Genomic DNA, 19,493 nt, shown 5'->3' with positions numbered 1-19,493 from the left:
ATGACTGAGCAGACGAACACCCCCGATACGGCACCGGAGAATCCGGCGCCGAAGAAGAGCCGTCGATTCGCCGGGCGACGGAGCGCGACCAGCATCGGTGCGCTCGGCCTGGTGGTCCTGATCATGATGGCCGTCTCGTCCTTCTACCTGAAGGATCTGCCGCTGCTGGGCGCCGGCTCGCAGTACACCGCGCAGTTCAGCGAGGCCGCCGGACTCAAGAAGGGCAACGAGGTGCGCGTCGCCGGCGTCAAGGTCGGCGAGGTCACCAAGGTGTCGCTCAACGGCGACAAGGTCGATGTCGGCTTCCGCGCGAACAACACGTGGATCGGGGACCAGACGCAGGCGTCCATTCAGATCAAGACCGTCCTGGGGCAGAAGTACCTGGCGTTGAACCCGCGGGGCAGCGAGCTCGCCGATCCGCGCGAGACGCTCACCGACACGGTCTCGCCGTACGACGTGATCGAGGCGTTCTCCGATGCCGCCGACCAGATCGAGAACGTCGACACCGACAAGGTGGCGACGTCGCTGCGGAAGCTGTCGGACGCCTTCTCGGGGACGGCTTCGGACATCGGCCCGTCGCTCGAGGGCATCGCCCGACTGTCGAACACCATCGCCAGCCGGGACCAGGAGGTCCAGAAGCTGCTGAAGGCGACCAAGGAGTCGTCGAAGATCCTCGCGGACCGGAACGAGGAGTTCACCCGACTCATCGCCGGTGCGGGCGTCCTGCTCAAGGAGCTCAACGGTCGGCAGAAGGACATCTCGGCACTGCTCGCGAGCACGACGACGCTGAGTAAGGCGCTCACCGGGATCGTGCGCGACAACGAGGAGCAGATCGGTCCGGCCCTGGAATCGCTCAAGGGCGTCACCGACATGCTGACCAGGCAGAACAAGAACGTTCGCGATTCGCTGACGTATATGGCGCCGTTCTACCGCCTGTACGCGAACGTGCTCGGCAACGGCCGCTGGTTCGAGTCGGCCGTGACGAACATGCTGCCGCCGGCGCTGCCGCAGCAGAACACCACGCGGCCGCCGAACATGCAGAAGAATCTCACTAACGGCGGAACGGGGGCCGGCCGATGACGGCGTCGGATGGGAAGTCCGCTCTGTTGAGCAAGCGCAACATCGTCTACATCGCGCTCGGAGTGATCCTGGCGTTGATCCTGGCCGGCGGCGGCTGGTGGGCGTCCACGCTCATCGGCACCACCAAGATCCGGGCGACGTTCGCGAGCACGGTCGGCATCTACGAGGGCAGCGACGTGCGCGTCCTCGGTGTCGACGTCGGCAAGGTGACGAAGGTGGAGCCGCAGGGCGAGACCGTCGAGGTGCAGATGCGCGTCAACCGCGGCGTGAAGCTGCCGGAGAACGTCGGTGCGGTGCAGATCATCCCCTCGATCGTCGCCGACCGGTACGTTCAGCTCACGCCCGCGTACTCCGGCGGTCCGGAGGCCGGCAGCGACATCACGCTCACCGAGAAGCAGACCAAGGTCCCGGTCGAGATCGATGCGATCTACAAGAACCTGCAGAAGCTGTCGAAGTCGTTGGGCTCCGAGGGCGCCAACAAGCCGGGCGGACCCGAGAAGAAGGGCGCCGTCAACGAGTTCGTCGACACGTTCGCCAAGAACCTCGACGGCAACGGCGAGAAGCTGGGCGCCGCGATGGCGAACCTGTCGAAGGCCGCGAACACGCTCTCGGACGGGCGTGGGAACCTGAGCGACACCATCAAGAACCTCGACGTGTTCGTCGGGGCGCTGCGGGAGAACGACGCCCAGGTGCGCCAGTTCAACACGCAGATGGCGTCGTTCAACACGTTCCTGGCCGACGAGCGCAAGCAGCTCGGGGCGGCACTCGAATCGCTCTCGTACGCACTGGGCGATGTCGCCGGATTCATCTCCGACAACAACCAGCGGCTCGGTGACGCGATCCGCGATCTGCTGCCGACCGGACAGGCTCTGCTCGACAACAAGGATCACCTGCTGGAGATCTTCACGGTCCTCCCGCTGGCCATCAGCAACCTGATCAACTCCTACGACGCGGAGTCCGGCACCGTCGCGATGCGTCTGAATCTGACCGATCTTCAGGATCCGCTGGGAGCGCAGTGCCGCTTCCTGGATCTGGGCAACCTGCTTCCCGGCAATCCGCTGGCGAAGGACTTCAGCAAGAAGATGCGGCCGGTCCTCGACAACTGCAAGGGCGTCGCGAAGCAGATCACCGACGGTGTGCTCGAGCCGACGCTTCCGATCCTTCCGTTCGGTCTGCTGAGCGGTAAGAAGCAGCAGAAGCATCCCGCACCGGGAACCAACCCGGGCAACCCCGACAAGCGACTCCCCGGAGGCCAGCGATGAAGGCGAAGCTGACGACGCGAGCACGCGCCGCCGCTGTCGGCGCAGCGCTCGCAGCGGTTCTCACCATGACCACGGCGTGTTCCGGCATCCAGTCGGTGCCGCTGCCCGGTGGCGTGGACGTCGGTGACAACCCGCGCGAGTACAAGATCGAGTTCGCCAACATCCTCGACCTGGTGCCGCAGTCGGTGGTCAAGATGGACGGCATCCCGGTGGGGCAGGTGACCAAGGTCGAGGTGCCCGAGGGCAGCTGGGACGCCGTGGTCACCGTCAAGGTGAAGAACTCGGTGGACCTGTCCGACAAGTCGCAGGCCAAGATTCAGCAGACGAACCTCCTCGGTGAGAAGTTCGTGGCCCTCTCGGAGCCCGACGGCATCACGCCGGCGGAGCCGAGGCAGCCCGAGGCCCGCATCATCAAGACCGATCGGACCCGGACGACGACCGACATCGAGCAGTTGCTCGGCGCGCTGTCGATGCTGCTGAACGGCGGCGGCATCAACCAGCTCGAGCCGATCATCACGTCGCTGAACACGGCCCTCGGTGATCGACCGGACACGGTCGCGTCGCTGCTGCGCGAGTCGGAGAAGCTGATCGGCAATCTCAACGATCAGCGTGACGACATCATCCGGGCGATCGACGGCGTGAGCCGCCTGTCGGACCGCGCGAACCGGCAGACCGACCAGATCGAGCGGATCCTCGACCAGCTTCCGGCGGGTATCAAGGTGCTCGAGGAGCAGCGCCCGCAGTTCGTGGACCTGCTCACCAAGCTCGACGATCTCGGCGAGGTCGGTACCGACATCCTCGGCAAGGCCCACAAGCAGATCATCACCGACCTGCGTGCGCTGCGACCGATTCTGTCGGAGCTGGCGAAGTCGGCTCAGGACGCCGTGACCGCGGCGCCGTTGATGCTGACCCACCCGTTCCCCGACGACCTGCTGCCGGGTTTGATCGGCGACTCGACGAACCTGTTCATGACGCTCGACTTCCGTCTGCTGAATCAGCTCGAGGCGCTCGGCGTCGGGCAGGGCGATCCGAAGTACCAGGCGCCGAAGGTGCGTCCGCCGAAGGTCGATCCGAGCAACCCGTGGATCAACGGGAACGGCCCGCGGCACGGCTGGCCGACGATCTCGCTGCTGCCGCCGGCGCCGAACTCGAAACCGGGGCCCAACACGCCGCCGTCGGGTGGGACCTACCCGATGAACCCGAAGAAAAAGAAGAAGTCGTCGAAGAAGAGTCAGTACGCGGCGCTCCCCTCGGGGGAGGCCTCGTTCCTCGACGGTCCGCTCGGTCTGCTCGTCGGAGGTGAAGACCAGTGACGACACGTCTGGTCAAGATTCAGCTGGTGGTCTTCGTGATCATCGGCGTGCTGGCGATCGTCTACACGGGCGCCAAGTACGCACGTCTGGATCAGCTGGTGGGCATCTCCACCTACAAGGTCACGATGAAGATGAAGGACGCCAGCGGCGTCTTCGAGAACGCCGAGGTGACCTACCGCGGTGTTCCGGTCGGACTCGTCGGCGACATGAAGATGGTGCCCGACGGTGTCGAGGTCACGCTGAACATGAAGTCCGGTGCGCCGAAGGTGCCCGCGTCCGCGAAGCCGGTGCTGGCGAACCGCTCGGCCATCGGCGAGCAGTTCATCGACCTGCAGCCGGTGTCGAATGCGGGCCCGTACCTGAAGGACGGTTCCACGCTCACGGACGTCGCGACGCCGCCCAAACTGCAGAACGTCATCGCCGACACCATCGATCTGACGAAGACGATCCCGGTCGACAAGTTGAAGACGGTCGTCACCGAGCTCGGTAAGGCGTTCAACGGTCAGGGCGACAACCTGACCCGACTCGTCGACTCCCTCGACAAGCTGTCGCAGGAGGGCGTCAAGAACCTCGATCCGACGATCTCGCTGATCAAGAACTCGAACACCGTGCTCGGCACGCAGGCCGAGCAGTCCGACGAGATCCTGGCGTGGTCGAAGAACATCGAACTGGTCACCGCTCAGTTGGCGGCGTCGGATCCGGCGGTCCGCCGCATCCTGTCGGACGCTCCCGGTGCGGGCACGGCGGTCTCGGAGTTCCTGCGCGACAACGGTGACGACGCGACCAAGCTGATCCATCAGCTCGGTGCGACGTTCCATCACGCGGAACCCGCGTCGTTCACGACCGGCATGACGTTCGCGATGCTCTCGGCGCTGTCGGCGGGCAGCCACAGCGCGGCGCCGGGCGACGGACAGATCCACTTCGGCATCGTATTGGAGACGGGTAACCCCGCGAGCTGTACGCGCGGTTACGAGTCGACCGAGAAGATGATCGCGGACATCAAGAAGAAGAATCCGGACTTCGACATCAACTACGACGACTTCCCGTTCAACACGGCCGCCAACTGTGACGTCCCGGTCGGCAGCCCGACGGACGTCCGCGGTGCGCGCCGTGCGCAGCTGGCGAACCCGGATATGGATCAGCCGTGGGACAACACCCCGAAGAAGGATCCGGACAAGTTGAACCTCAATCCGATCGCGACCCAGCTCGCGGCCCTGATGGGTGTTCATCCGAAGTGATCTCCGCACCGATCCGCCGCGGCGTCACAGTGGCGGCGGATTGGTACGGGGCCCACGTGATGACTACAGTTGCGCTCGATGACACACGATGAGGACGGCACGCCCGACGAGGCGGTGACTGAGGAGTCGGTGACGACGAGCGCGGCGACCGATGACGCGGTGACCGAGCAGTCGGTGACTGAGGAGCCGGTGACTGAGGAGTCGGTGACCGGGGAATCAGGCGCCGGGGAATCAGAGACCGCAGCCGCTGACACCGCAGCCGCTGACGCCGTCGGCGACGAGGCCGTGACCGCTGAGTCGGCCGTCGACGAGGACGCCGTCGCCGAATCGGGTGCGGAGCCGGTCGCCTCGGCGCGCAGTCCGCTGGCGTCGGCGGCCCTCGCAGTCGCGGTCGCGGCGCTCGTCGCGGCCCTGGTGTGCGTCGGCTACTTCGGTTACACGGGTATCCGCACCTACACCACGGAGGCGCACGCCGAACAGGTCCGCACCGGTGCCGTCGACGGCGCCGAACAGGCCATCGTGAACAGCCTGACGGTCGACACCTCGCAGCTCGACGAGTGGCGCAAGCGCGTGCGCTCGTCGTTCACCGGAGAGGCGCTGCAGCAGGCGCTGAGCGCAGACATCACCAAGATCGTCGAGGCCAACGGCGCCAAGGAGGCGCCCAAGCTGAAGGTCAAGATCGTGCGCAGCTCGGCGACCGAGGTCGACGCCGACAACGACACCGCGGTGGTCCTCGTCCTGTCGACGGCCAGTTCGTCGGCCGACCCGAGCAATGTGCTGCCGCAGTCGAACCTCGTGACGATGGTCGACGACGACGGCACGTGGAAGGCGTCCAAGATCGTGGCGTTGACCGGCATCGAGTACGACGAGGGCAACTCGCCCGTCGTGCCGAACCCGGAAGGGGGGAACTGATGAGCACCGGACGCCCACGGAAGACCGGCGCGACCGGCGGCCCCAAACGCACGCCCCGCGTCGCGGGCCGCAATTCGCCGCGGGTCGGCGGAGTGCACGGCGACGACACCGCACGCACCACCCGGATCGCTGACGAGGCGCCCGCCGATACGCGAGCCGCCGCACGCGGCACGGTGTCGGGGGTGGAGCGCAAACGTCGCGCGGCCGCCGCCGCGCGGGAGGCCATGGCGCGGCGCTCCAAGGCCGCCGACCGCGAGCCGTCGGTCAACGGAACCGGCCGCACCTACCTCCTCGCCGGAATCGTCGCCGCCGTCGCCGTCGTCCTGGCCGCCGTCGCCGCGGTCCTCGGACTGCATCCGGGGGCGGGGGTCACCGAGAACAAGGCGTTCGTCGACCAGGGGGAGACCGATCGGGCGTCGGCGTTCGCGAAGACCGCCGTGTGCACGCCGTTCGCCTACGACTACCGCGATCTGGACAAGTCCGAGCGGGCGTTCAACGAGCAGTACGCCGGCGAGGCCTTCGAGGAGTTCCGCGACTACTTCCCGACGCTGAAGAAGACGATCGTCCAGGCCAAGTCGACGTCCGACTGCCGCGTCGACGTGGTCGGCATCCAGGATCTGACCGAAGACCGGGCCGTCGGGCAGTCGTCGATGATCGTCAGCGTCAACGGGCAGGCGGCGCCACCCGAGAGCAGCCAGTTCTTCGTCCAGTTCACGCTGGAGAAGAACGACGACGATCAGTGGCGCGTCACGGAGTACGCGCAGCTGTGACCCGTGGGGCGAGTTCGGCGAATCACTGAGAATCGGCGCGTTTCGCTTGACGTGAGACGTTCGGCGGGTCACTCTGTGACAAGCTGATTGTCACAGGTAGGCAGCCTCGGACAATCCCCCGCCGTCGGGTCTTTCCAGATCTGTCGATCATCTGATACAGTTGGACGTTGCGCTGGCTGCCTCCTGTCCGCTGATCGATCAACCTTCCAGCCATTCCCTCGGGGGAGTGGTTCTCGGGGTGTGACGCGATTGCGTTCCGTAGCACGCCATCGCAGGCCGAACGGCCACGCACCGAGAAACTTCGTGTTGGAAGGACGCATCTTGGCACTCGACCGCCAGTCCACCTCAACCACAGCGGGTATGATCCCGGGCGCGCCACATCGCGCCTCCTTCGCCAAGATCGACGAGCCGCTCGAGGTTCCCGGCCTGCTCGATCTGCAGCTGGACTCCTTCGACTGGCTCGTCGGCAGCCCGGAGTGGCGAGCAAAGGCGATCGAGCGAGGTGAGGAGAACCCGGTCGGTGGACTCGAAGAGGTCCTCCGCGAGCTCTCGCCCATCGAGGACTTCTCGTCCTCGATGTCGCTGTCCTTCTCCGATCCGCACTTCGACGACGTCAAGGCGTCGATCGACGAGTGCAAAGACAAGGACATGACCTACGCGGCGCCGCTGTTCGTCACCGCGGAGTTCATCAACAACAACACCGGTGAGATCAAGTCGCAGACCGTCTTCATGGGCGACTTCCCGATCATGACCGACAAGGGCAGCTTCATCATCAACGGCACCGAGCGTGTCGTGGTGAGCCAGCTGGTCCGCAGCCCCGGCGTGTACTTCGACGCCTCCATCGACAAGACCACCGAGAAGACCCTGCACTCGGTCAAGGTGATTCCCGGTCGCGGCGCGTGGTTGGAGTTCGACGTCGACAAGCGCGACACCGTCGGCGTCCGCATCGACCGCAAGCGTCGGCAGCCGGTCACCGTCCTGCTCAAGGCACTCGGCATGACCAACGAGGAGATCGCCGACCGCTTCGGCTTCTCCGAGATCATGATGTCGACCCTCGAGAAGGACGCCACCACCAACCAGGACGAGGCGCTCCTGGAGGTCTACCGCAAGCTGCGTCCGGGCGAGCCGCCGACCAAGGAGTCGGCCGAGAGCCTGCTGGAGAACCTGTTCTTCAAGGAGAAGCGCTACGACCTCGCGCGCGTCGGCCGGTACAAGATCAACAAGAAGCTCGGCCTCACCGACAACCCGATGACCGGCGAGCCGACGCTCACGACCGAGGACATCATCGCCACGGTCGAGTACCTGGTGCGCCTGCACCAGGCGGACCCCAACGTGACCACCACGATGACCGTCCCGAACGGTGTCGAGGTGCCCGTCGAGGTCGACGACATCGACCACTTCGGAAACCGTCGCCTGCGGACCGTCGGCGAGCTGATCCAGAATCAGATCCGCGTCGGCCTGTCGCGGATGGAGCGCGTCGTGCGTGAGCGCATGACCACCCAGGACGCCGAGGCGATAACGCCGCAGACCCTGATCAACATCCGCCCGGTCGTGGCGGCGATCAAGGAGTTCTTCGGCACCAGCCAGCTCTCGCAGTTCATGGACCAGAACAACCCGCTGTCCGGTCTGACCCACAAGCGTCGTCTGTCGGCGCTGGGCCCCGGCGGTCTGAGCCGTGAGCGCGCCGGCCTCGAAGTGCGCGACGTGCACCCGTCGCACTACGGCCGCATGTGCCCGATCGAGACGCCGGAGGGCCCGAACATCGGTCTCATCGGCTCGCTGTCGGTGTACGCGCGGGTCAACCCGTTCGGCTTCATCGAGACCCCGTACCGCAAGGTCGTCGACGGCGTCGTCACCGACGAGGTGGCGTACATGACCGCCGATGAGGAGGACCGCTACCTCATCGGTCAGGCGAACACGAACTACGCCGCCGACGGCACCATCACCGACGAGCGCGTCCTGGTCCGCATCAAGGGCGCCGAGGTGGAGTTCGTCCCCGCCCAGTCCGTGGAGTACCTCGACGTCTCGCCGCGCCAGATGGTGTCGGTCGCGACCGCGATGATCCCGTTCCTGGAGCACGACGACGCGAACCGTGCGCTCATGGGCGCCAACATGCAGCGTCAGGCCGTTCCGCTGGTCCGCAGCGAGTCGCCGCTGGTCGGTACCGGCATGGAACTGCGTGCCGCCGTCGACGCCGGCGACGTCATCGTCACCGGCAAGACCGGTGTGGTGGAGGAGGTCTCGGCCGACTTCATCACGATCATGGCCGACGACGGCACCCGCGACAGCTACCGTCTGCGGAAGTTCGAGCGGTCGAACCACGGCACCTGCGCCAACCAGGTCCCGATCGTCGACGAGGGACAGCGCGTCGAGGCCGGCCAGGTCCTCGCCGACGGCCCCTGCACCGATCAGGGCGAGATGGCGCTCGGCAAGAACCTGCTCGTGGCGATCATGCCGTGGGAGGGCCACAACTACGAGGACGCGATCATCCTGAGCCAGCGTCTCGTCGAGGAGGACACCCTCACCTCGATTCACATCGAGGAGCACGAGATCGACGCCCGCGACACCAAGCTCGGTGCCGAGGAGATCACCCGCGACATCCCGAACGTCTCCGACGAGGTCCTCGCCGACCTCGACGAGCGCGGTATCGTCCGCATCGGTGCCGAGGTCCGCGACGGCGACGTGCTGGTCGGCAAGGTCACGCCGAAGGGCGAGACCGAGCTGACCCCGGAGGAGCGGCTGCTCCGCGCGATCTTCGGCGAGAAGGCGCGCGAGGTCCGCGACACGTCGCTCAAGGTGCCGCACGGCGAGACCGGCAAGGTCATCGGCGTCCGCGTGTTCAGCCGCGAGGACGACGACGATCTGGCTCCGGGCGTCAACGAACTGGTCCGCGTCTACGTGGCCCAGAAGCGCAAGATCCAGGACGGCGACAAGCTCGCCGGCCGTCACGGCAACAAGGGCGTCATCGGCAAGATCCTCCCGCAGGAGGACATGCCGTTCCTGCCCGACGGCACGCCGGTCGACATCATCCTGAACACGCACGGCGTCCCGCGTCGTATGAACATCGGCCAGATCCTGGAGACGCACCTCGGGTGGGTCGCCAAGGCCGGCTGGAACATCGACACCGCGCAGCTCGAGGAGGAGTGGGCCAAGCGCCTGCCCGCCGACATGCACTCCGCGGAGCCGAACACCAACACCGCGACGCCGGTGTTCGACGGCGCCAAGGACGACGAGCTGGCCGGTCTGCTCGGCAGCACCCTGCCGAACCGCGACGGCGAGCGGATGGTCGACAGCGACGGCAAGGCCGTGCTGTTCGACGGCCGCTCCGGTGAGCCGTTCCCGTACCCGGTGGCCGTCGGCTACATGTACATCATCAAGCTGCACCACCTGGTCGACGACAAGATCCACGCTCGGTCGACCGGACCGTACTCGATGATCACGCAGCAGCCGCTCGGCGGTAAGGCGCAGTTCGGCGGCCAGCGCTTCGGCGAGATGGAGTGCTGGGCGATGCAGGCGTACGGCGCCGCGTACACGCTCCAGGAACTCCTGACCATCAAGTCGGACGACGTGGTCGGCCGCGTGAAGGTCTACGAGGCGATCGTCAAGGGCGAGAACATCCCCGAACCGGGCATCCCGGAGTCGTTCAAGGTGCTCCTCAAGGAGCTGCAGTCGCTGTGCCTCAACGTGGAGGTCCTCTCCAGCGAGGGCACCGCGATCGAGATGAGCGACTCCGACGACGAGGATCTCGAGCGCGCAGCGGCCAACCTCGGCATCAACCTGTCGCGCAACGAGTCCGCCACGGTCGACGACCTCGCGAACTGACCCTCACCACTCACGACGGGGTTCGCCTCGGTGAACCCAGAGAGCTCTGAAAGGTAACACGTGCTCGACGTCAACTTTTTCGACGAACTGAAGATCGGTCTCGCCACGGCCGACGACATCCACAACTGGTCGTACGGTGAGGTCAAGAAGCCGGAGACCATCAACTACCGCACTCTCAAGCCGGAGAAGGACGGCCTGTTCTGCGAGAAGATCTTCGGACCGACTCGCGACTGGGAGTGCTACTGCGGCAAGTACAAGCGCGTGCGCTTCAAGGGCATCATCTGTGAACGCTGCGGCGTCGAGGTGACCAAGGCCAAGGTGCGCCGCGAGCGCATGGGCCATATCGAGCTGGCCGCGCCCGTCACGCACATCTGGTACTTCAAGGGTGTGCCGAGCCGGCTGGGCTACCTGCTCGACCTGGCGCCGAAGGATCTCGAGAAGATCATCTACTTCGCCGCGTACGTGATCACCGCCGTCGACGACGAACTGCGTCACGCGGAGCTCTCGACCCGCGAGGCGGAGATCGGCGTGGAGCGCAAGGCGATCCTCGACGACCTCGAGACCGCGCTCGCCGAGCGGCAGCAGAAGCTCGAAGCCGATCTGGCCGAGCTCGAGGCCGAGGGCGCCAAGGCCGACGCCAAGCGCAAGGTCCGCGACGCCGCGGAGCGTGAGCTCAAGCGGATGCGCGACCACGCCAACCGCGAGGTCGAGGCCCTCGACGAGATCTGGGACAAGTTCACCAAGCTGGCTCCCGGCGAGCTGATCGTCGACGAGCGCCTGTACCGCGAACTCGAAGACCGGTTCGGCGAGTACTTCACCGGTGCGATGGGCGCCGAGGCCATCAAGAAGCTCCTCGAGACCTTCGACATCGAGGCCGAGGCCGAGTCGCTCCGTGAGACGATCCGCAGCGGCAAGGGCCAGAAGAAGCTGCGCGCGCTCAAGCGACTCAAGGTGGTCGCCGCGTTCCAGCAGTCGGGGAACGATCCGCAGGCCATGGTGCTCGACGCCGTGCCGGTGATCCCGCCGGAGCTGCGTCCGATGGTGCAGCTCGACGGCGGACGGTTCGCGACGTCCGACCTGAACGACCTGTACCGGCGCGTCATCAACCGCAACAACCGTCTCAAGCGTCTGATCGACCTCGGTGCGCCCGAGATCATCGTGAACAACGAGAAGCGGATGCTGCAGGAGTCGGTCGACGCCCTGTTCGACAACGGCCGTCGCGGCCGCCCGGTCACCGGACCGGGCAACCGCCCGCTGAAGTCGCTCTCGGATCTGTTGAAGGGTAAGCAGGGCCGGTTCCGCCAGAACCTCCTCGGCAAGCGCGTCGACTACTCGGGCCGTTCGGTCATCGTCGTCGGCCCGCAGCTCGCACTGCACCAGTGCGGTCTGCCGAAGCTGATGGCGCTGGAGCTGTTCAAGCCGTTCGTGATGAAGCGTCTCGTCGACCTGAACCAGGCGCAGAACATCAAGTCCGCCAAGCGCATGGTGGAGCGTCAGCGTCCCGCCGTGTGGGACGTCCTCGAAGAGGTCATCGCCGAGCACCCGGTTCTGCTGAACCGTGCGCCGACGCTGCACCGTCTGGGCATCCAGGCCTTCGAGCCGCAGCTGGTGGAGGGCAAGGCCATCCAGCTGCACCCGCTGGTGTGTGAGGCCTTCAACGCCGACTTCGACGGTGACCAGATGGCCGTCCACCTGCCGCTGAGCTCCGAGGCGCAGGCCGAGGCACGGATCCTGATGCTCTCGAGCAACAACATCCTGTCGCCGGCCTCGGGTCGCCCGCTGGCCATGCCGCGTCTGGACATGGTGACCGGTCTGTACTACCTGACCACCCAGAAGGACGGACTGCCCGGCGAGTACACCCCGGCCACCGACAGTGATGTGGAGCGCGGTGTGTACTCGAGCCCGGCCGAGGCCATCATGGCCGTCGACCGCGGCGCGCTCTCGATCCAGACGAGCATCAAGGTGCGGCTCACCGAGCAGCGCCCGACCGCCGAGATCGAGGCCGAGCAGTTCCCCGACGGCTGGACCCGTGGACAGCCGTGGGAGATCGTCACCACGCTGGGTCGCGTGCTCTTCAACGAGCTGCTGCCGCGTGACTACCAGTACATCGACGAGCAGATGCCGAAGAAGCGTCAGGCCGTGATCATCAACGATCTCGCCGAGCGCTACCCGATGATCGTCGTCGCCCAGACCGTCGACAAGCTCAAGGACGTCGGCTTCTACTGGGCCACGCGATCGGGCGTCACGGTCTCGATGTCGGACGTGCTCGTGCCGCCGGCGAAGGCCGAGATCCTGGAACGCTACGAGGAGCGTGCCGACGGGCTGGAACGCAAGTTCCAGCGCGGCGGTCTGACGCCCGACGAGCGTCGTGACGCGCTCGTCGAGATCTGGAAGCAGGCCACCGAAGAGGTGGGTGCGGCCCTCGAGGCGTACTACCCCGACGACAACCCGATCACGATGATCCCGAAGTCGGGTGCGACGGGCAATATGACCCAGGTCCGCAACCTGTCCGGCATGAAGGGCCTGGTGACGAACCCGAAGGGCGAGTTCATCCCGCGTCCGATCAAGTCCTCGTTCCGCGAGGGCCTGACCGTCGCCGAGTACTTCATCAACACGCACGGCGCCCGCAAGGGTCTGGCCGACACGGCGCTGCGCACCGCCGACTCGGGGTACCTGACCCGTCGTCTGGTCGACGTCTCGCAGGACGTCATCGTCCGCGAGACCGACTGCGGCACCGAACGCGGCATCATCGTGCCGCTCGGCGAGAAGCAGGCGGACGGCAGCATCATCCGTGACCCGCACGTCGAGACCTCGGCGTACGCTCGCGCGCTGGCCGCCGACGCCATCGCCGAGGACGGCAGCGTCGTCGTCGAACGCGGTCACGACCTGGGCGATCCGGCCATCGAGGCGTGCCTCGCGGCGGGCATCACCGAGGTCAAGGTGCGGTCGGTGCTGACCTGTGCCACCGGCACCGGCGTGTGCGCCTACTGCTACGGCCGCAGCATGGCGACCGGCAAGCTGGTCGACATCGGCGAGGCCGTCGGCATCATCGCCGCCCAGTCGATCGGTGAGCCCGGCACGCAGCTGACGATGCGTACGTTCCACCAGGGCGGCGTCGGTGAGGACATCACCGGCGGTCTGCCGCGAGTCACCGAGCTGTTCGAGGCCCGTGTCCCCAAGGGCAAGGCTCCGATCGCCGAGGTGTCGGGACGGATTCGCCTCGAGGACGACGATCGGTTCTACAAGATCACGATCATCCCGGACGACGGCAGCGAAGAGGTCGTGTACGACAAGCTGTCGAAGCGTCAGCGGCTGCGGGTCTTCAAGCATGAGGACGGCAGTGAGCGTCTGCTCGCCGACGGAGACCACGTGGAGGTGGGCCAGCAGATGCTCGAGGGCGCTGCCGACCCGCACGAGGTGCTCCGCGTGATGGGCCCGCGCCAGGTGCAGATCCACCTCGTCAACGAGGTTCAAGAGGTGTACCGCAGCCAGGGCGTGTCGATCCACGACAAGCACGTGGAGACCATCGTCCGGCAGATGCTCCGTCGCGTGACGATCATCGACTCCGGTGCGACCGAGTTCCTGCCCGGTTCGCTCACCGAGCGCGCCGAGTTCGAGGCCGCCAACCGTTCGGTCGTCGAGACCGGCGGCGAGCCGGCGTCGGGTCGTCCGGTCCTGATGGGCATCACGAAGGCGTCGCTGGCCACCGACTCGTGGCTGTCGGCGGCGTCGTTCCAGGAGACCACGCGAGTGCTGACCGATGCGGCCATCAACAGCCGCAGCGATCGACTCGTCGGGCTCAAGGAGAACGTGATCATCGGTAAGCTGATCCCGGCCGGTACCGGCATCAACCAGTACCGCAACATCGAGGTCCAGCCGACGGAGGAGGCCCGCGCAGCGGCCTACGCTCTGCCGACGTACGACGACACGTACTACAGCCCGGACGGGGCGTTCGGGGCGCCGAGCGGCGCCGCGGTCCCGCTGGACGACTACGGTTTCGGCGGCGACTTCCGCTGACGAGTCAGAGAACAGGCCCCGCCTCCCGTGAAGGGAGGCGGGGCCTGATCCTTTTTGGCCTGATCCTTGTGGACCGGACTCGCGTCGGGTCTGCCGCCGGCCGGCCGGCTCAGACGCCGATGGCGCGGGCGATCATCGGCCAGGAGGCACGGAAGTCGGCGTAGAAGAGGCCCCAGGTGTGCACGCCGTCGGGACGGTGGATGAAGCGGTGTGGAATGCCCAGACCGTTCAAGCGTCGTGACATGGCCGAGGTGCACTGCAAGGCGATGGCCTCCATCGCGTTGCCGCCGACGAGCCCGAACCCGTTGCGCAGCGGGTCGCCGTCGACGGGACCCGGGAGGCCAGAGCCCGCAGACAGGAAGATCGTCTTCCCGCGCAGGCGGCCTGCGTTGATGATCGGATCGTGGCGTACCCAGTCGGCACTGCCGGGCGGGCCCCACATGTTGAGGACGTTGCCGCCGCCTCGCGCCGGAATCGCGGTGGCCGCAGCCAGTCCGAGGGGATCGGTGGCGCCCGGGCAGCCGCTGTAGGCGGCGACCGCTCGGAACAGGCGCCCCGAACGCTCCGCGAGCGTCAGTGCCGGTCCCGCCGACATCGAGACGCCGGAGAGGGCGTTGACGCCGTTGGTGCGGAAGTGCTGGTTCACCGCCGCCGGCAGTTCGCGGGTGAAGAAGGTCTCCCACTTGTTGACCCCCAGTGCCGGATCGGGACGCTGCCAGTCGCTCATCATCGAGAAGCGGCCGCCGATCGGGAGGACCACGTTGACCCGTCTGGTCGCGAAGAACCGCTTGATGGGCGTGTTGTTGTACCAGGAGATGCCGTCCTCGGCTCCGCCGGCACCCGGGAGCATGTAGAACGTCGGCAGGCCGGCCGGAGCACCCGGCGGATGCAGCACGTGGCTGCGGATCCAGCGGTGCATCGACGGGGAGTACACCGAGGCGAGGCTGACGGTCGGGCTGATCGAGGTCACCGAGACGCGCGGGTCGGCGTTCGCGGCGGGCGCGAACGGCGTCAGCAGGGAGGCGGCGACCGCGGTCACCGCGGCCAGGACCGCGAGGAGTCGTCGCCGCGGTCGGAGCGCGCCGAACGGTCGGTGTGCAGCCGGTGATTTCACGGTCTTGAGAGTACGGAGCGAGGCGGTGACGTGCGAGATCGCCGGGCCGGGCCGTTGCCGAATCGATAGCGCCCCGTGTCGTTCACTCCATGCGGGGTGGAGCGATTCCGGCCGATCGGGCATGCAGGTCGTGGATCTCGTCGAGCAGCTCGTCCGCCGGACCGGACACGGGTACGTCGGGAGCGACGGCGTTGACCGGAAGGGGGAGCACCGGGGCGGGCGGCAGTCCCCACTGCTCCCGCCACGCGGCGAGCTGTTGTGAACTCGCGACGTACACGATGCGGCCGAGACCCACCCAGGCGTGCGCCGCCGCGCACATCGGGCAGTGCTCGCCGGAGGTGTAGACGGTCGCCGCCGCGCGCTGTTGCGGCGCCATGTTCTCCGCGGCCCACCGGGCGATCGCGAACTCGGGATGCCGGGTGTGGTCGCCGCCGCCCACACGGTTGACATCCGCGTAACGGACGTCGCCGGACTCGTCGACGATGAGCGAGCCGAACGGCTCGTCGCCGTCGTCGAGGGCCTCGCGGGCGAGGGTGAGACACCGGCGGAGGTGAACCAGATCCGCCGACGACGGGGCGGTGATCGGGGCTGACATGCCTCGACCGTACATCCGGTGCTCGACGCGCGTCGGGCGGTGGGTGATGAAGCCGGGACGCCATGGAGTTTCGAGATCGACGTCGCCTGCGGTCACTCAGAGGCCACGCCGCGTATGCGGCAATGCGGGTGACGCTCCCATACCGGACCGATCCCGACGGGAGTTGTGCATATTCGCAACATTGGGCTGTCGGGTATCCGCGTACTTTCGGATCCATGTTCAAACCGGCCGCCGATACATCGGCATCACGTCACGGGGGAGCGGCGTCCATCGCATCCGGTGTCGATCGCGCGCTGGGATCCCTCGGGTTGCGCATGACGGCTGCGATCTTGCTGACGGCGCTGACAGTCGTACCCGCAGCCGGAGCGACCGCTCATGCTGCGCCGCGGTCGAGATCGGCCGCCGTACCTGATTGGCAGAAGTACGAACCGCTGTCGTATGACACCGCACCGCCGTCCCCGGGAATGGAGGCGAGAACAGCGACGCCGGCAGACACTGCACTCGGTCGGCTGAGTGGCCAGGCCGATATAGCATGGTGGCTGTTAAAGAATCCGCGAAATCCGCGGGAGTTCTTGGGCTTGATAGATGCGGAACCGCTGTGGCCTGCACTGAACGTCGGGTCGTCGGGGCCCATGGTATGGACGTTCTTGAGGATGCCGTACACGTCGGCACCGCAGTTTCCATTCCTCAACGGGATGTTCGCCTTGAAAAAGGGTCTTCCCGCAACGCCGTGGCCGGGAGTGGCGGTTGGTGACGGGAAGCCCGGACTTCGTTCGTCGAGTTTGAACATCAACTACGACTCGGTCTCGAACACCTGGCAGGTGAAGGGTAGATCACCACTCGCAGAAGCCGACTTCACGGCGGACCATATTTTTCCGGGGGACTACTATCACATTCCTGTCGGAGGGCCGAACAGCGGGACCGAGCCGACCAACGTCGATGCGGTCATCAATAGTGAGCTTCACGGAACTGTATCGCTCAACGGTCGCACAATAAATGTGGATGGATGGCGCGGAGAGTACAGCAGACTGAACATGTTCCCCAGCATAATGAACAGCGTGTTGAACCCGGCTACCTCATGGCGTGGTTGGGAATTCGACGACATCCTCGAACCCGACGGCGGCGCATCCCAGTTCTTCGGAATAATTAATGCTCAGGGGCGGTATAGTGGAATGCTGATCGATGCGCGACCGGAGCGGCAGCGGATGTGTAGTAAAACCACACTGAAATTCGGCGACTACAGCTATGGTCGTGGACTGATTCCGGATATCACCCCGCCGTTTCGTGGCTACCCGATTCCGGGGTGGGTGAAAGTGACGTGCGCACCCGGTTCTGAAGAGCCGGGTATGTCGAAAGTCTTCTACCCGCAGAGTCACGACTACATCCCCGGGGGAGTGCTGAGCATCGCTGAGGTTCCGGCGTCGACCGGCCCCGGATCCTTCGGGACCTACGAGCACACGCGGTTCGCCACATTCACCTTCGCAAACTACTTGCGGAGCCTCGGGATCATCAAAAAGTAGACGGAACATTTCTGAAAAGCGACGTCGATGCTTTAGGAGGTCCCGAATGGCCATCGGAAACTCACACGACGGTGAGATCTCTCGCCGGGCCTTCATCGTGGGTGCGGGTGCGACGGCCGCGTCCGTCGCGGCATTGGGTCTGGCGGCGCCTTCGGTGTCCGCCGCACCGCGGGCTCGTCGCCGTGTCGCGGTCTTCGGTGGCGGACCGGGTGGCCTGACGGCAGCGCAGGAACTCACCGAACGGGGTTTCTCGGTGAGTGTCTTCGAGCGGCACGCGGTGCTGGGTGGGAAATGTCGGAGTCAACCGGTGCCCGGCACGGCATCCGGCGGTCGACAGGGCCTGCCGATCGAGCCGGGGCTGCATGTGCTCTACGGGGGATACCCTCACATGAACCCGATGTTCGAGCGAATACCCTTGTCTCGCAGGGGGTCGGTACAGGACAACATCCTCAAAGTCCAAGCCGACGACATGGGGTTTGTGGTGCAGTTCGTGACCAGTCTGCTGAAGGCGGTGACGCCGCGCAAGGGGTTCGACATTCGAGAGGCCGCGATGGTCAAGGCTCTTTCGAGCTTCGCCGCGGAGCTTCCTCAGGTCAATCCTGCGGACGTCGCTCTAATCGTATCGAAGATGATGGCCATCATCACGAGCGGAAAGAGGCGGCGATCTCAAGTCCTGGAGAATGTCAGCGTGCCGCAGTTCACGGGTGCTGAGAAGCTGGATCCGTTTACGAGCTTCGTGTGGGATGAGGCCTGGGGGCAGTTCGGCAATGCGCTCGACACGGTCAGTGCGAAAGCGATGGCCAACGGTCTTCTGCGAATATCGGGTTGGTTTGGGACTGAGGGGTTGTACGACCAGCGGTTGATGGGTATATTCTCTGCTCCCACCAACGATGCTCTCGTGCGCCCATGGCGTGAATACCTCGAGAAACGTGGTGTTCGATTTCACACGGGTCAACGCTTGGTCAGGCTTGCGTGCTCGGCCAAGACCATCGATCGAGCATTTGTGAGAGACTCCGCTGGGAGAATTTCTGCTGTGGATGCCGATTGGTATGTGCTTGCGATGCCGCCTGATAAGTGTGCCACGGTGATGAATCCGCAGATCCTCTCGGCCGATCCGAGGTTGAGTGGCCTGGCGAAATACGGAAAAGAGCCGTTCGCTGCGGTTCACCTCTTCTACTACAAGCGTCCCGATCTCGTCGCGCCCATGCTGCACTCTCGGTGGTTCTGGGCAGCATTTGAGTATTCAGATCTGTGGCCGTTCACCTTTTCCGACTATTATGGCGATGGAAAGGTTCGTGACTATCTCACCGTGGACGTCGGTCAGGTTCAACGCAAGGGTCTTCTCGGAAAACGAATTCCGCAAATGTCGAGTAAAATGGAATACCTTGACGAGATGAAGGCGCAGTACGGGAGGTTCGACATCGATATCGCTCGCGGTCTCGCCCGTTTTGAGCTCGGTCCGCAGTACCAGTTCGGTCGAGACGGAAGAATAGTGAATGACGAACCCTGCTTCACGCATCCCGTCAGCGGCTACAAGTACTTCCCCAACAACGATGCGAGGAAGATAGGCAACCTGTTCTTCGGATCGTCGTGTGCGATGACCAGTACGGAGGCGGACTGTGTCGACTCCGCCGTCGAGGGAGGTAGACGGGCAGCGAATGCGATCCTTGACGCGGCCGGTTCGAGTGCGTCACCCGCGTGGGTTCGCGCCTTGGAAGAGCCGTCGCCGCTGTTCCGCCCGTTCTGGGACGAAGACGATCGTCGGTACGCCGCGGGTCGGCCCAATCTGTTCGACGTCGTGAGCCCGTACAGGGCATAGCCCGCAGGAGGCCGTCGACACGTGGTACGTC

At 65.7% G+C, this 19,493-nt stretch carries 12 protein-coding genes; 10 read left to right on the top strand and 2 right to left on the bottom strand.

Annotation, left to right across the window (positions count from 1 at the left end; genetic code table 11):
* The 8 genes from G528_RS0101050 to G528_RS0101010 all read left to right on the top strand — a co-directional run bounded on the left by G528_RS0101050 (position 1) and on the right by G528_RS0101010 (position 14,414).
* Positions 1-1,080, top strand: a complete 1,080-nt coding sequence (locus G528_RS0101050; protein WP_026917348.1) for an MCE family protein — start codon at positions 1-3, stop codon at positions 1,078-1,080.
* Entirely contained in the window at positions 1,077-2,342 is a 1,266-nt protein-coding gene (locus tag G528_RS0101045) for an MCE family protein (RefSeq protein ID WP_026917347.1), read from the top strand. The genes G528_RS0101050 and G528_RS0101045 overlap by 4 nt, the downstream gene beginning before the upstream one ends.
* Positions 2,339-3,655 (top strand): MCE family protein, encoded by a 1,317-nt coding sequence (locus G528_RS0101040; protein ID WP_026917346.1) that lies wholly within the window; start codon positions 2,339-2,341, stop codon positions 3,653-3,655. Before G528_RS0101045 ends, G528_RS0101040 begins: the two co-directional genes overlap by 4 nt.
* Positions 3,652-4,893: an MCE family protein gene (locus G528_RS0101035; protein ID WP_026917345.1), complete on the top strand. Its 1,242-nt coding sequence runs from the start codon at positions 3,652-3,654 to the stop codon at positions 4,891-4,893. Before G528_RS0101040 ends, G528_RS0101035 begins: the two co-directional genes overlap by 4 nt.
* Positions 4,894-4,971: 78 nt before the next feature.
* The gene (locus G528_RS17955; protein WP_051198158.1) at positions 4,972-5,805 is read left to right on the top strand and encodes a hypothetical protein; all 834 of its coding nucleotides are present in this window, start codon (positions 4,972-4,974) and stop codon (positions 5,803-5,805) included.
* The gene (locus tag G528_RS0101020; protein ID WP_026917344.1) at positions 5,805-6,575 is read left to right on the top strand and encodes a hypothetical protein; all 771 of its coding nucleotides are present in this window, start codon (positions 5,805-5,807) and stop codon (positions 6,573-6,575) included. The genes G528_RS17955 and G528_RS0101020 overlap by 1 nt, the downstream gene beginning before the upstream one ends.
* Before the next feature lie 321 nt (positions 6,576-6,896).
* Positions 6,897-10,397, top strand: coding sequence for a DNA-directed RNA polymerase subunit beta (gene rpoB, locus G528_RS0101015; protein WP_026917343.1), 3,501 nt, complete (start codon positions 6,897-6,899; stop codon positions 10,395-10,397).
* A gap of 60 nt (positions 10,398-10,457) precedes the next feature.
* Positions 10,458-14,414, top strand: coding sequence for a DNA-directed RNA polymerase subunit beta' (locus tag G528_RS0101010; protein WP_026917342.1), 3,957 nt, complete (start codon positions 10,458-10,460; stop codon positions 14,412-14,414).
* Between the two features lie 109 nt (positions 14,415-14,523).
* Here G528_RS0101010 and G528_RS0101005 read toward each other — a convergent pair whose 3' ends face one another.
* Together G528_RS0101005 and G528_RS0101000 are read right to left on the bottom strand one after the other, a co-directional pair.
* A complete protein-coding gene (locus G528_RS0101005; protein WP_245569635.1) occupies positions 14,524-15,528 on the bottom strand; it encodes an alpha/beta hydrolase in 1,005 nt (334 codons plus the stop codon).
* A gap of 82 nt (positions 15,529-15,610) precedes the next feature.
* Complete coding sequence (locus G528_RS0101000; RefSeq protein WP_026917340.1) at positions 15,611-16,123, bottom strand: nucleoside deaminase; 513 nt, start codon at positions 16,121-16,123, stop codon at positions 15,611-15,613.
* A 215-nt stretch (positions 16,124-16,338) separates the two neighbouring features.
* On the opposite strand from G528_RS0101000, the gene G528_RS18340 reads away from it, so the two are divergent.
* Both G528_RS18340 and G528_RS0100990 read left to right on the top strand, forming a co-directional pair.
* Positions 16,339-17,643 carry a hypothetical protein gene (locus tag G528_RS18340; protein ID WP_156890314.1) on the top strand — a complete coding sequence of 435 codons (1,305 nt, stop codon included), beginning with the start codon at positions 16,339-16,341 and terminating at the stop codon, positions 17,641-17,643.
* Positions 17,644-17,689: 46 nt separating this feature from the next.
* On the top strand, positions 17,690-19,462 hold the full coding sequence (locus tag G528_RS0100990) for an FAD-dependent oxidoreductase (protein ID WP_084637963.1): 1,773 nt from the start codon (positions 17,690-17,692) through the stop codon (positions 19,460-19,462).
* Positions 19,463-19,493 lie beyond the last annotated feature (31 nt).

The sequence above is a fragment of the Gordonia shandongensis DSM 45094 genome (genome assembly GCF_000423025.1).
Taxonomy (GTDB): domain Bacteria; phylum Actinomycetota; class Actinomycetes; order Mycobacteriales; family Mycobacteriaceae; genus Gordonia; species Gordonia shandongensis.
This window is presented reverse-complemented; position numbering and strand designations above follow the sequence as displayed.

Bases quoted from the DNA above. Each gene is read 5' to 3' on its own strand.
- G528_RS0100990 (WP_084637963.1), top strand. From the start codon at position 17,690: ATGGCCATCGGAAACTCACACGACGGTGAGATCTCTCGCCGGGCCTTC.
- G528_RS18340 (WP_156890314.1), top strand. From the start codon at position 16,339: ATGTTCAAACCGGCCGCCGATACATCGGCATCACGTCACGGGGGAGCG.
- G528_RS0101040 (WP_026917346.1), top strand. From the start codon at position 2,339: ATGAAGGCGAAGCTGACGACGCGAGCACGCGCCGCCGCTGTCGGCGCA.
- G528_RS0101000 (WP_026917340.1), bottom strand. From the start codon at position 16,123: ATGTCAGCCCCGATCACCGCCCCGTCGTCGGCGGATCTGGTTCACCTC.
- G528_RS17955 (WP_051198158.1), top strand. From the start codon at position 4,972: ATGACACACGATGAGGACGGCACGCCCGACGAGGCGGTGACTGAGGAG.
- G528_RS0101020 (WP_026917344.1), top strand. From the start codon at position 5,805: ATGAGCACCGGACGCCCACGGAAGACCGGCGCGACCGGCGGCCCCAAA.
- G528_RS0101050 (WP_026917348.1), top strand. From the start codon at position 1: ATGACTGAGCAGACGAACACCCCCGATACGGCACCGGAGAATCCGGCG.
- G528_RS0101045 (WP_026917347.1), top strand. From the start codon at position 1,077: ATGACGGCGTCGGATGGGAAGTCCGCTCTGTTGAGCAAGCGCAACATC.